Here is a 12,556-nt window from a genome sequence, read left to right as displayed (position 1 = left end):
TTAGCTTCGCCCTGCGGGCTCGCTGGTCTCGCGCCTGCGGCGCTCGGCTCGAACGAGGACCAACGGAACCGCATCAGGCGGTTAAACGAAAAGGCCACCCGATGGGTGGCCTTTTCGTTTAGATGGCCCGCCCGAGAGGATTCGAACCTCTGACCTTCGCCTCCGGAGGGCGACGCTCTATCCAGCTGAGCTACGGGCGGAAAACTGATTCCAACGTGGTTTTCACGTTTGGGGCGCGGATTATACCCAAGCGTCGGCGGTGCGCCTAGCGCTAATCCGGCAAATCACGGCTGGCGTATGGCGGTCAAAACTTCACCAGTCCTGCGCGCAGCGCTTCGGGACGCGGTCTGTGCAAAACTGCATAATGCGCGGCTCTATTTGTCCGCATATATCGGCGTACAGCGCCACTAATCTTCCCGGAACCCCGATTCTCGCATGGAAATCAACGTCAACTTTCTCGACAACCTCCGCCTGGAGGCCAAATTCGACGACTTTACGGTCATCACCGATCAGCCGATTCGTTATAAGGGCGACGGCTCTGCGCCCAGCCCGTTCGATTATTTCCTGGCGTCATCGGCGCTGTGCGCGGCCTATTTCGTGCGGGTCTATTGCCTGGCGCGGGATATCCCCACGCACAATATCCGCCTGTCGCAGAACAACATCGTCGACCCGGAGAACCGCTACAACCAGATCTTCAAGATCCAGGTGGAGCTGCCGGAGGACCTGTCCGAAAAAGACCGCGCCGGTATCCTGCGCTCGATCGATCGCTGCACGGTGAAGAAGGTGGTGCAGACGGGACCGGAGTTCCAGATCGAGGCGGTGGAAAACCTGGTCGAGGATGCGCAGGCGCTGCTGATGGTCAAGCCGGACGCTGACCACAAGACGTTCATCGAGGGCAAGGACCTGCCGCTGGAGCAGACCATCGCCAATATGACCGGCATCCTCGCGGGTCTGGGGATGAAGATCGAGATTGCGTCCTGGCGCAATATCGTGCCGCATGTCTGGTCCCTGCATGTACGCGACGCGGCGTCGCCCATGTGCTTCACCAACGGCAAGGGCGCCACCAAGGAGGCTGCGCTGTGCTCCGCGCTGGGAGAGTTTATCGAGCGACTCAGCTGCAATTTCTTCTACAACGACCAGTTCTTCGGCGAGGAGATTGCCAATGCCGAATTTGTGCATTACCCGAATGAAAAATGGTTCGTGCCGGGCCCGGATGACGCCCTGCCGGATGGCATCCTCGATGCGCACTGCCTCGCCATTTATAACCCGGATGGCGAATTGCGCGGCTCGAGCCTGATCGACACCAACTCCGGCCGCGGAGACCGGGGTATCTGTTCGCTGCCATTCATGCGCCAGTCCGATGGCGAAGTGGTTTACTTCCCATCCAATCTGATCGAAAACCTGTTCCTGAGTAATGGCATGAGCGCAGGCAACACTGCACAGGAAGCACAGGTGCAGTGCCTTTCTGAAATTTTCGAGCGCGCCGTTAAAAAGCACATCATCGAAGAAGAGCTGGCGCTGCCGGATGTGCCCGCAGAGGTGCTGGCGAAGTACCCGGATATTGTCGAGGGGATCGAGGCACTGGAAAAACAGGGTTTCCCGATCCTGGTCAAGGATGCCTCTCTCGGCGGACGCTTCCCGGTGATGTGCGTCACCCTGATGAACCCGCGTACCGGAGGTGTGTTCGCCTCATTCGGCGCGCACCCGAGCATGTATGTGGCACTCGAACGCAGCCTCACAGAATTGATGCAAGGCCGCAGCTTCGAGGGCCTGAATGATGTACCGCAACCGACATTCAACAGCATGGCGGTGCGCGAGCCGAATAATTATGTGGAGCACTTCATCGATTCCACCGGCGTGGTGTCGTGGCGGTTCTTCAGCGCGAAGAGCGATTTCGAATTCTGTGAATGGGATTTCACCGGCGACCATACGGAAACGAATACACAGGAGGCGGATCACCTGCTCGAGATCCTCAGGGATATGGGCAAGGAAGTGTATATCGCCAGTTACGACGACCTGGGCGTACCGGCCTGCCGCATCCTGGTGCCGGATTATTCCGAGGTGTATCCGGTGGAGGACCTGATCTGGGATAACACCAACAAGGCGCTGGATTATCGCGAGGATATTCTCAGCCTGCACCGACTCGATGACGAACAGTTAGCAGCCTTGGTGGAGCGATTGGAGGAAAGCCAGCTGGATAACTACACCGACATCATCACCCTGATCGGTGTGGAGTTCGACGAGAATACCGTCTGGGGCCAGTTGACGGTGCTGGAACTCAAGCTGTTGATTTACCTCGCGCTGGGGCAGCACGACGAAGCACTGGAGCTGGTGGAACTCTATCTGCAATACAATGACAATACCGTCGAGCGCGGGCTGTTTTACCAGGCATTGCAGGCGGCGCTGGAGGTGACGCTGGACGAAGAACTAAAGCTTTCAGACTTTATCGATAACTTCCGGCGCATGTTCGGATTGGATACCATGAAGGCGGTCACCGGTTCGCTGGACGGCAGTGTGCGCTTCCACGGCCTGACCCCGACCAATATGCAAATGGAAGGCCTGGATAAACACCTGCGCCTGGTCGACAGCTACCGCAAACTGCATGCGGCCCGCGCCGCCCGTGCTGCCCGTGATGAAAAGGCGGCTGGAGGCAGTTGAACAGTTGGACGCATGAACCGCTGTGTGGTCGAGCAGCAGCAAAGGAACCCATGCACTTTCGATATTCGGGTAAACATTTTCTGATCTATCTGCTGCTCTGCTGGAGTTGGCTGGGGCTCGGCTGGTGGCTTTCGGAACTGCTGCCGCGACGGGAGCTCTGGGTGTTGATCGCGGGCAGTGTGTGCCTGGGTGCCCCTTTTTTTATGGCGCGCCTGTATACGGGCAGCGTCAACAAGATATTCCATGTGCACCAGTACCGGCGCGGTAGCCTGCTCCGGTATTTCCGTAGCCGGCGCCTGCTGCCCGCCGTTTTCTGGGGCCTGTTCTCGCTTTTGACCGGATTGTTCCTGCTTTACTGGTTCCGGTCGCTGTTGCCAGTCGAGTGGTTCTTTCTCGGCGCCGCAGTGCCACTACTGTTCGCCTTGCATTACCGTTTCTATCCGCTGGCACTGACGCAATACAAGCCGTACCGGGCTCTGTCCCGGGCGCTGGTCTGGTCGCGCTGGACTTTCACCCTGATCACAGCGCTGGGGCTGCTCGCGTTGCAGGTGTTCGTACTCGCCGACGAGCAGGCGCCGCTACTGTCCGAGGTGATGCGCGAATCGCACACCGCCATGCCGGCAATGGAGCAGAGCATTATTGCCCAGTACCTGGAGCGCTATAGCGGCTACTACCAGGCAGTGAAAAACCTGGGGCTCGATGTCTTGCGTGAGAGTTTTGGCAGCAAGGCTCTGCTGCTGGCTTTTGCAGGATCCGTTGCGGCACTGGCGAGCATTGCCGTGGCGCTTTCCGCGTTTATGGTGCCCGGCACCGAGTATCGTCGTGTGCTGGTGCCTCTGGATGAGGCGCCGCTGCCGCAGCGCCCGTCACCGGGGCGTGTGATAGCCGCCAGTGCGGTTACCGTGGTGGTGTTGCTGTTCCTGTATACCCCTTTGGTTGCCTACCTTGAAGTGTCGGTGCGCAACAGTGAAACCTTCCTGGAGGAATTGCAGCGCCGTGAACAGGCGGCGATCCCGCAGCTGGAAGTGTGGGAGGGACGCTACTTCAAGCCCGGTACGGCGGCGCAACTGGAGGCGCTGCGCGCGCAGACGATCGCGCGCCTGGCTGCGGGCCAGCAACTGCTGGACCGGCAGGTGGATATGGCATTCCTGGCGATGGAGCAGAATGTCGATTATTACCTGGACTGGTATTACAGCCTGCCGGCGGAGTACCTGCGCATCGGTGCGATGCTGACCAACTCGCTGGAGGAGCAAGTCAGCAGCAAGTTACAGGAGAAGCTCTCGTTCGGTGATCCGTTTGCCCCGGTGCAACAGACACTCCAGGCACTGGAAGCGGACAACCGTCAGGCACTGCAGGATTATCGCGCGCAGGCCGGGCGCCTGCTGGCCGAAAACGAAATCGCAATGCCCGAAGGTGAGTTTGCGGTGACGGAACTGATCCCCGCCGCGGTGGTGCAGGGGCCTGCGGCCGAGATCGAGTTGATCAACCTCAATATGCGTGCCGCGGGGGCGGGTGTCGGTGCACTGTCGGCAATGGTCGCCTCCAAGGTGGTGATGAAAACTGCCGGCAAGGGCACCCTGAAACTCGCTACACAAGCCATGAGCAAGGCGCTGGTATCCAAGGCCGGTGCCTCCGGCGCAGGCGCGGCGGCCGGCGCAGCACTGGGCTCCGTGGTGCCGGGTGTGGGCAACCTGGTGGGCGCGGTGATCGGTGCCGGGGTGGGGCTGGTGGTGGGGGTATCCATCGATGCCGCCCTGCTCAAGGTGGAAGAGATGCTGTCGCGGGAGGAGTTCCGCGAGCAGATCCTGCAGTCCATCCGTGCCAGCAAGGCGGAGTACAAGCGCAAGGTCGCGCAGAGCAGCCTGCTGCCCTGACGTTCAGCTGCGTATTAGCTGCCCAGTGCCCTGAGGATATCCAGGGTAAAGCTGCCGATATCGAAACGTGTGCCGCCCGACTCATCCAGGCCGCGGCGCACGATCACCAGGTTGCGCGACGGGATGACCACCACATACTGGCCGCGATGGCCCATGGCGGCAAAAGTATCCACCGGCAGCTTGCTGTGGCGCTCGCCCAGCAGCCAGAACTGTGCGCCGTAACCGGGCGACGGCTGGCCGCGTGAATTGCGTTCAGGCGGCTGGCTCGGCGCCGGGGTGCGCACGAACTGGCTCCAGCCCTCGGGCAGGATACGCTGGTTGCCCCACACACCATCTTCCAGGTACAGGATGCCGAGTCGGCCCAGGTCTCTCGCGGTCGTCCAGACCTGGCTGGACATGACGAAGGTGCCCTGCCAGTCGCGCTCGGGGTAGGTGTGGTACATGCCGATCGGGTGCAGCAGCGCGCGGAACGGGAACTGGCCGTAGCGGTCGGTATCGTCAAACAGGCTGCGCAGGCCCAGCATCAGCAGCAGGGTGTCGTTGTTGGCGTATTTCCAGCGCTGCCCGGGCACGGCTTCCAGTGCATGGGTGGGGGCGGTTTCCGCCACCGGCTGGCCACCGAAGTAGGTGGCATCGGTGCGTGAGCCGGTACTGCCGCTCTCCAGGCCGCTGGCCATGTGCAGCAGGTGCGTCCAGGTAATCTGCTGGCGCGGATCGCCGGGGGTTTGCCACTGGGGGATTGGCACCGGGCGGTCCACCGCGAGCATGTCCCGCAGCACTGCGGTGCCCACCACGGAGGCGGCGATACTCTTGGCCACGGACCAGGTCCGTTGCGGAATAAACGGACCAAAATCCTCGCGGTAGGCCTCGTAGATCAGCGCCTGCGGGCTGGTCACCAGTACGGCGGTGGTATTGGTGCCGGCGCCGTAGCGTTCACCGGTAAAGGCATCGTCGACGATGGTGCGCAGGGCCGCGGATCCATTGGCGTTGCCAACCTTGTCGCCCATGGGCCAGGGTGTCTGGCTCTGGTCCACGCGCTTGAAGCGCACCTCCGGCGGCAGGTCAAAGCTTTTGGGGTCCGACCCCATCGGAATCTGCACGCAGCCGCTGTTGCCCCGCCAGGCGGCGTAGCGGGGTGGAGCGCTGTCATCGTAGGTCACCGCCACGGTGCGGCCGTCCTCATCGATGCTGGCGCCGCCGAGTCCGGCCATGGCCTCGCGGTAATCCGGATAGATGCCGCTGAGCTCTCCCGCCTCGATTTCTGCCTCGCTGCGACCGGCGTTGAAGGTGGCGCTGCAGGTGAAGGCCGCCTTGTAGCCGGCAGCCAGGCTGCGCTTGGTCAGGCTGGTGTCGGCAAGGCCGTGGCTGGCCGCAGTGGCCAGAATGACGCTCAGGGTCAGGCGCTGGAAATAATGCATGGTCAGCTTCAATTATTGTCGGTTTAGGCTGGAGCCGCCGGAATTCGTTGCCCGTCGGGCAAACAAGCTTCGCACGTCGGGGCGGAAATGACTATAATGCCACGCGGTATTTCGGTGCGCTGTGGTGCCGGACGAGAAAGGCCCGTGACCGCACCGGGCAAAAGGGGAATGGTTATGAAGAACATGTTGAGCTTGTTGCTGGCTGCCGGCCTGGTCATGGGTACTGCATTTGCCGGCGCCGACGATGAAAAAATCAAGAACCGTATCGCCCCGGTGGGAAGCGTGTGCATGGCCGGTGACGAGTGTGCTGCCGCGGCCCCCGCCCAGGCGGCTACCGGCGGTGAAGCCCGCAGTGGCGAAGACGTCTATAAGGCGAGCTGTTTCTCCTGTCACGGCACCGGCGCCGCAGGCGCGCCGCGTTTCGGCGATGCAGCAGCCTGGACCGACCGCATTGGCAAGGGCATGGATACCCTGTACAGCAACGCCATCAACGGCATCAATGCCATGCCGGCCAAGGGCCTGTGCATGACCTGCAGCGATGACGAGATCAAGGCCGCTGTGGATTACATGGTGGAAGGCAGCAAGTAAAAGCTGCGATCTTCTGCGAAAAAGGCCGCTAAGCGGCCTTTTTTGTTGTCTGTAGGTTGGCCTGCTGTTCAGTCGAACATGCTCAGCAGCGAGCCCAGGGTTTCCTTGCCCTTGGCCTGGTTCTGCTCCGGTGTCGCCTCCGCAAAGCCCTCGCGAACCACGTCCTCCTCCGGTAGCTCGTCGATAAAGCGGCTCGGGGTGGTTTCCTGCATCTCACCGAACTGCTTGCGCTTGGCCGCCAGACTCATGGTCAGGGTCTGTTGCGCGCGGGTAATACCGACGTAGGTCAGGCGCCGCTCTTCCTCGATATTGTCGTCCTCGATGCTGTTGCGGTGCGGCAACAGGTCCTCTTCCATGCCCACCAGGAACACGTGCGGGAATTCCAGTCCCTTGGACGCGTGTAGGGTCATGAGGCTGACCTTGTCGGTGGCTTCTTCCTCCTCCTGGCGCTCCAGCATGTCGCGCAGTACCAGCTTGGAGATGGCGCTTTCGATGGTAACGCCCTCGTCCAGTTCGCTCTCGTTGTCGTCGCGCTCCATGATCTTCTTCAGCGAGTCGAGCAGGTACCACACGTTTTCCATGCGCTTCTCGCCCACCTTCTCGCTGGAGGCGTTCTGGTGGATCCAGCCCTCGAAGTCGATATCCGCCAGCATCTCGCGCAGGGCCGCATGCGGTTCGGCCTCCAGGCAGTTGCGACGCACCACATCCATCCAGGTCACGAAGCGGTTGAGGCGCTCGTAACCCTGCTCGCTGATAACCTGGCGGAAGCCGAGCTCCGAGCAGGCCGCGTACATGGAGATTTCGCGTTCCTTGGCGTAGTTACCCAGCGCTTCCAGCGAGGTGGTACCAATCTGGCGCCGCGGCGTGTTGACCACCCGCAGGAAGGCGTTGTCATCGTCGGGATTGACGATCAGGCGCAGGTAGCCCATCACGTCCTTGATCTCCGCGCGGGCAAAGAAAGACGTACCGCCGGACAGCTGGTACGGAATCTGGTGCTCCTGCAGCTTCATCTCGATCAGGCGCGACTGGAAGTTGCCGCGGTACAGCACCGCGAAATCCATAAAGCGCGCACCCCGGCGATGCTTTTGCAGGTAGATCTCGTTAGCAACCCGCTCGGCCTCGTCGGTTTCGTTGCGGCAGCGGATCAGGCGCAGCTCCTCGCCGAGCCCCTTGTCCGACCACAGCGCCTTGTCGAATTCGTGCGGGTTGTGCGCGATCAGGTGGTTGGCGACCCGCAGGATGCGGCTGGTGGAGCGGTAATTCTGCTCCAGCTTGATCACTCGCAGGCTGGGGAAGTCCTTCTTCAGCTCGCTCATGTTTTCCGGGCGCGCGCCGCGCCAGGCGTAGATCGACTGGTCATCATCGCCTACCACGGTCAGCGCGCCGCGCGAACCGATCAGCTTGTGCACCAGCAGGTACTGGGCGCTGTTGGTGTCCTGGTACTCGTCCACCAGCATGTAGCGGATCTTGCGCTGCCACTTGGCCAGGATTTCCGGCTGCTGGTCGAACAGCTGTACCGGCAGCAGGATCAGATCGTCGAAATCGACTGCATTGTAGGCCCGCAAAGCTTCGCAGTAGCGGCCGTAGGCGATGGCGACGGCCTGCTCGCCGGCGCTTTCCGCCAGTTCCAGCGCGCGTTGCGGCGCCACCATCTCGTTCTTCCAGTTGGAAATCTGGTTCTGCACGCTGTCCAGCAGGTCGGTATCCAGGTCGCCACCGCGCAGCATCAGTTCCTTGATCAGGGCGCGGGCGTCGTCCGAATCGAAGATCGAGAAGCCCGGTTTGAAGCCCGCCGCGCGATGTTCGCGGCGCAGGATATTGAGGCCCAGGTTGTGGAACGTGGATACGGTCAGGCCCTGTGTCGCACGGCCGGCCACGTTGCCTTCCTTCAGCAGCTTGCTGACCCGCTCCTTCATTTCCCGTGCGGCCTTGTTGGTAAAGGTGAGCGCGGCGATGTTGCGTGCCTGGAAGCCGCATTCCTCTACCAGGTAGGCGATCTTGCGGGTGATCACGCTGGTCTTGCCGGAGCCGGCCCCCGCCAGCACCAGGCAGGGACCATCGATGTACTTCACGGCTTCTGCCTGGCGCGGGTTGAGTTTGGTCATGGCAAATTCAGTCGGTGCTGTCGGGGTTGAGGCGGCGCATTTTAGCAAGCGCGCCGCCGCACATCACCAAGCGGGCGTGACCGTCACCGCCCGGTCGAGGTTGCGATACGCCAGCGCTTCCGCAAGTTCGGTAGTGGTTATGCGGTCGCGGCCGGCCAGGTCTGTCAGGGTGCGCGCCACGCGCAACACCCGGTGGTAACTGCGCGCCGACAGGCCGAGCCGCTCGGCGGACTGCTGCAACAGCGAGGCTTCCTCCTCCCCGAGGGCGCAGTGCCGGTCCAGGGCCGCACCGTGCAGCCCGGCGTTGACGCCGCCCTGGCGCTGCAACTGGCGCTCGCGCGCCACCTCCACCCGCGCCCGCACGGTTGCCGAGTCCTCCCCGGCTGCCGCCGCCGACCAGCGCGGTCGACGAACAGCTGTGATGCGGCGCGCGGAACGGGCGTGCGGCGGGCTGGCCGAGACCGGCGCTGGAATAGAGTGCTGCGACCTGCAGGAATTCTTCCGCGGAAAGTGCCGGCAAGATGCCCGGCAGGCGACTGGCCAGCATGGTCTTGCCGGTGCCGGGCGGGCCAAAAAACAACAGGTTGTGGCCGCCGGCAGCGGCGATCTCCAGTGCGCGCCGCGCCGCCAGCTGGCCACGTACATCGGCCAGGTCCCTGCTTTCAATCGGGCCAGTGCTGGATTCAGCCTGTGCGACCGGCAGGGCTTCGCGCCCGTGCAGGTCGGCGCAGACCTGCAGCAGCGAGCCGGCCGCGAGTACATGTTCGCCAGCCAGCGCTGCTTCGCCGCCAGAGGCCTGCGGTACTACCAGCCTGCGCCCGGCGTCGCGGGTGGCGATGGCACAGGGCAGTGCGCCGGGCACCGGCCGCAAGGTTCCGCTGAGCGCCAGCTCGCCGATAAATTCGAGTGCCTGGACCGCTTCCGCCGGCACCTGCCCGGACGCGGCGAGTATGCCGATGGCAATCGCCAGGTCGTAGCGGCCGCCGTCCTTGGGCAGGTCCGCGGGGGCCAGGTTGACGGTAATACGCTGGTCCGGAAATACGAAGTGACTGTTGAGCAGTGCGCTGCGTACGCGGTCGCGGCTCTCGCGCACAGCAGTTTCCGGCAGGCCGACGATATGGAAGGCCGGAAGGCCATTGGAGAGGTGAGTTTCAACGGTGACGAGCGGGGCCTGCACACCCAGCTGGGCGCGCGCGAGCACGATGGATAGCGACATCGACAATCATCCTTGACTGTATTCGGCGGTTATTGGTTTGTTGGTGTGTGCCTTGCGTCCGCCGTGTGCTGTCGTTGCTTTTTATTCCCGGCTAGTGGTCAGCGTCCAGCTGTCGTTCCAGCTCTGCAACCTGGTCTTCCAGTTGCTGCAGCCGTTCGCGGGTGCGGGCGAGCAGGGCGGCCTGGGTGTCGAACTCTTCCTGGCTGACGACCGGTAACTTGCCCAGGGCGATTTTCAGGGCGGCACGCAGGTCGCTGCCGATCACCGCGCCCTGTTGTTGCAGGTCGTTCAGGAACGTTTGCCAGCGTTCATCCGCCATTTGCTTTTGCCTCCGCTTTTTAAGGTCGTCGCTCACCTGCGACAGGCCGGCATTGTAACCCAGCACCGCAAGCGGGCAAGCCGCGTCCAAATTGGTGCACCGATTTAGTGCGCGTGCCCGTTGTGGTGCATGTGTGCGATGCCGGCGCGAATCAATTCCTGCGCAAGGGTTGCAGGAAATTTGCAAGCGACTGAAAAACAAGCAGTTTTCAAAATTGGCACCTTCCCTGCAATGAAGCCTGCGTCGGTAAACAACAACGCACACACTTAGGGAACAAGACACAATGAACAAGCACATCCAACTCGCACTGCTCGGATTCGCGTTGACCGCTGGCCCCGCGGCCATCGCCCAGGAAGAAGGTCCGGCCTTCAGTGCCAACTTCGCGCTGACCAGCGACTATCGCTTCCGCGGTATCTCCCAGTCCGACACTGGTGTTGCCCTGCAGGGCGGCTTCGACCTGGACCTGGGTAACGGCTTTTATGCGGGCACCTGGGGTTCCAGCGTCGACTTCGGCTATGCCGGTACTTCCATGGAGCAGGATTGGTACATGGGCTACAGCGGCTCGGTATCGGAAACTGTCAGCTTCGACGTGGGCTACCTCTACTACGACTACCCGGGAAGTGACGTCAAGGAAGATTACCAGGAGCTGTACGGCAGCATCAGCGTCGCCGACTTCTCCTTCGGCATTGCCTACTCCGACGATTACTTCGCAGAGACCGGTAAATTCACCTACTACTCGCTGGATTATGGCACGGAACTTGCTGGAGTAAGTCTGAGTGCCCATGTCGGCTACAACAGCTTCGACGAAGTGGGCTTCGTGCAGGATGAAGATTCCTACCTGGATTACTCCGTTGCCCTGAGCAAGGAGTTCAATGGCGTTGAGGTTGGCCTGGCCCTGGTGGGAACCGATGTTGACGATTTCGGCTGTTACGACACCGACTGGTGTGAAGCGACCGGCGTCCTGTCCTTTAGCAAGAGCCTGTAAGCCACTGGCGCAGGTAAATAACAATCATCAGAAACTTGGAGCGATAAATGGAAGGCAATATCTTTCAGTTGCAGTACGCAATTGACACCTTTTATTTCCTGGTCTGCGGTGCGCTGGTCATGTGGATGGCCGCCGGTTTTTCCATGCTGGAAGCCGGCCTGGTACGCAGCAAAAATACCACTGAGATCCTGACCAAGAATGTCGCCCTGTTTGCGATTGCCTGCGTCATGTATCTCCTGTGTGGTTATGAAATCATGTACGGCGGCGGCTACGGCCTGGCCGGCATCGCGCTGGACGGCGCCGACTCCGCTGACGCACTCACGGCTGCGGTGCTGGCGGAAAGTGTCGAAGCCGGTTTTGACGGCGACGCGGTTTACTCGGATGCGTCCGACTTCTTCTTCCAGGTGGTGTTCGTGGCGACTGCCATGTCCATCGTCTCCGGTGCTGTTGCAGAGCGCATGAAGCTGTGGAGCTTCCTGTTGTTCGCCGTGGCCCTGACCGGCTTCATCTACCCGATGGAAGGCGCCTGGACCTGGAACGGCGATGACGTATTCGGCCTCTACAACCTGGGTGAACTGGGCTTCTCCGACTTCGCCGGCTCCGGCATCGTACACATGGCTGGTGCAGCTGCTGCCCTGGCTGGCGTACTGCTGCTGGGTGCACGTAAGGGCAAGTACGGCCCCAACGGTGAAGTGTATGCGATTCCCGGCGCAAACCTGCCGCTGGCCACCCTCGGTACCTTCATCCTGTGGATGGGCTGGTTCGGCTTCAACGGCGGTTCCGTACTGAAGCTCGGCGATGCTGCCAGTGCCAACTCCGTGGCGATGGTATTCCTGAATACCAATGCTGCCGCTGCCGGCGGTGCCGTTGCGGCCCTGCTGGTTGCGCGTCTGCTGTTCGGCAAGGCCGACCTGACCATGCTGCTCAACGGTGCCCTGGCGGGTCTGGTTGCGATTACCGCAGAACCGTCCACCCCGACCCCGATGCAGGCGACTGCGTTCGGTGCCCTCGGTGGCGTACTGGTGGTGTTCTCCATCATCACCCTGGACAAGCTGAAGATCGATGATCCGGTCGGTGCGATTTCCGTGCACGGTGTTGTGGGCTTTCTGGGCCTGATGCTGGTGCCGGTAACCAACGATGGTTCCACCTTTACCGGACAGCTGGCCGGTGCGGCCACCATCTTCGCATGGGTCTTCGCAGCTTCCTTCGCGGTCTGGTATGTGATCCGTCTGGTAACCGGTATCCGGGTGACCGAAGACGAGGAAATGCAGGGTGTGGACATTGCCGAGTGCGGCATGGAAGCCTACCCGGAATTTATGAACAAGTAAGTGACTGGTGACAGTGACTGAAACCGGTAGAGATACCTGGAAGCTGCTGATGTAACCAACGCCAT

8 protein-coding genes, 1 tRNA gene and 1 pseudogene are annotated in these 12,556 nt (G+C 61.7%); 5 read left to right on the top strand and 5 right to left on the bottom strand.

All coding sequences use genetic code 11. The features are described from left to right. Positions 1 to 123 precede the first annotated feature (123 nt). A tRNA-Arg gene (locus QSJ80_RS01425) sits at positions 124 to 200 on the bottom strand. 235 nt (positions 201 to 435) lie between these two features. On the opposite strand from QSJ80_RS01425, the gene QSJ80_RS01420 reads away from it, so the two are divergent. Together QSJ80_RS01420 and QSJ80_RS01415 are read left to right on the top strand one after the other, a co-directional pair. Then, entirely contained in the window at positions 436 to 2,658 is a 2,223-nt protein-coding gene (locus tag QSJ80_RS01420; RefSeq protein ID WP_285762481.1) for an OsmC domain/YcaO domain-containing protein, read from the top strand. Between the two features lie 50 nt (positions 2,659 to 2,708). Further along, the gene (locus QSJ80_RS01415; RefSeq protein WP_285762480.1) at positions 2,709 to 4,532 is read left to right on the top strand and encodes a hypothetical protein; all 1,824 of its coding nucleotides are present in this window, start codon (positions 2,709 to 2,711) and stop codon (positions 4,530 to 4,532) included. 14 nt (positions 4,533 to 4,546) lie between these two features. Here the strand turns inward: QSJ80_RS01415 and QSJ80_RS01410 are convergent, their stop codons facing one another. Then, a complete protein-coding gene (locus QSJ80_RS01410; RefSeq protein WP_285762479.1) occupies positions 4,547 to 5,950 on the bottom strand; it encodes a serine hydrolase domain-containing protein in 1,404 nt (467 codons plus the stop codon). A gap of 174 nt (positions 5,951 to 6,124) precedes the next feature. On the opposite strand from QSJ80_RS01410, the gene QSJ80_RS01405 reads away from it, so the two are divergent. Continuing rightward, the gene (locus tag QSJ80_RS01405; RefSeq protein WP_285762478.1) at positions 6,125 to 6,538 is read left to right on the top strand and encodes a c-type cytochrome; all 414 of its coding nucleotides are present in this window, start codon (positions 6,125 to 6,127) and stop codon (positions 6,536 to 6,538) included. A 68-nt stretch (positions 6,539 to 6,606) separates the two neighbouring features. On the opposite strand, the gene rep is transcribed toward QSJ80_RS01405, so the two are convergent. The 3 genes and pseudogenes from rep to QSJ80_RS01390 form a co-directional block, all read right to left on the bottom strand. Then, positions 6,607 to 8,643, bottom strand: a complete 2,037-nt coding sequence (rep, locus tag QSJ80_RS01400) for a DNA helicase Rep (protein ID WP_285762477.1) — start codon at positions 8,641 to 8,643, stop codon at positions 6,607 to 6,609. A gap of 63 nt (positions 8,644 to 8,706) precedes the next feature. Beyond that, positions 8,707 to 9,859, bottom strand: a pseudogene (locus tag QSJ80_RS01395) (YifB family Mg chelatase-like AAA ATPase). Between the two features lie 91 nt (positions 9,860 to 9,950). Further along, positions 9,951 to 10,178, bottom strand: coding sequence for an accessory factor UbiK family protein (locus QSJ80_RS01390; RefSeq protein ID WP_285762476.1), 228 nt, complete (start codon positions 10,176 to 10,178; stop codon positions 9,951 to 9,953). Positions 10,179 to 10,461: 283 nt separating this feature from the next. On the opposite strand from QSJ80_RS01390, the gene QSJ80_RS01385 reads away from it, so the two are divergent. Together QSJ80_RS01385 and QSJ80_RS01380 are read left to right on the top strand one after the other, a co-directional pair. Further along, positions 10,462 to 11,163 carry a TorF family putative porin gene (locus QSJ80_RS01385; protein ID WP_285762475.1) on the top strand — a complete coding sequence of 234 codons (702 nt, stop codon included), beginning with the start codon at positions 10,462 to 10,464 and terminating at the stop codon, positions 11,161 to 11,163. A 47-nt stretch (positions 11,164 to 11,210) separates the two neighbouring features. Then, positions 11,211 to 12,491, top strand: coding sequence for an ammonium transporter (locus QSJ80_RS01380; RefSeq protein WP_285762474.1), 1,281 nt, complete (start codon positions 11,211 to 11,213; stop codon positions 12,489 to 12,491). The last annotated feature ends 65 nt before the right edge of the window (positions 12,492 to 12,556 follow it).

Origin of the sequence: Biformimicrobium ophioploci, assembly GCF_030270605.1 — a bacterium.
Lineage (GTDB): Bacteria > Pseudomonadota > Gammaproteobacteria > Pseudomonadales > Cellvibrionaceae > Biformimicrobium > Biformimicrobium ophioploci.
Note: the sequence above shows the minus strand (reverse complement) of the source record. Positions and strands in the feature narration are given on the sequence as shown.

Bases quoted from the DNA above. Each gene is read 5' to 3' on its own strand.
- QSJ80_RS01420 (WP_285762481.1), top strand. From the start codon at position 436: ATGGAAATCAACGTCAACTTTCTCGACAACCTCCGCCTGGAGGCCAAA.
- QSJ80_RS01415 (WP_285762480.1), top strand. From the start codon at position 2,709: ATGCACTTTCGATATTCGGGTAAACATTTTCTGATCTATCTGCTGCTC.
- QSJ80_RS01410 (WP_285762479.1), bottom strand. From the start codon at position 5,950: ATGCATTATTTCCAGCGCCTGACCCTGAGCGTCATTCTGGCCACTGCG.
- QSJ80_RS01405 (WP_285762478.1), top strand. From the start codon at position 6,125: ATGAAGAACATGTTGAGCTTGTTGCTGGCTGCCGGCCTGGTCATGGGT.
- rep (WP_285762477.1), bottom strand. From the start codon at position 8,643: ATGACCAAACTCAACCCGCGCCAGGCAGAAGCCGTGAAGTACATCGAT.
- QSJ80_RS01390 (WP_285762476.1), bottom strand. From the start codon at position 10,178: ATGGCGGATGAACGCTGGCAAACGTTCCTGAACGACCTGCAACAACAG.
- QSJ80_RS01385 (WP_285762475.1), top strand. From the start codon at position 10,462: ATGAACAAGCACATCCAACTCGCACTGCTCGGATTCGCGTTGACCGCT.
- QSJ80_RS01380 (WP_285762474.1), top strand. From the start codon at position 11,211: ATGGAAGGCAATATCTTTCAGTTGCAGTACGCAATTGACACCTTTTAT.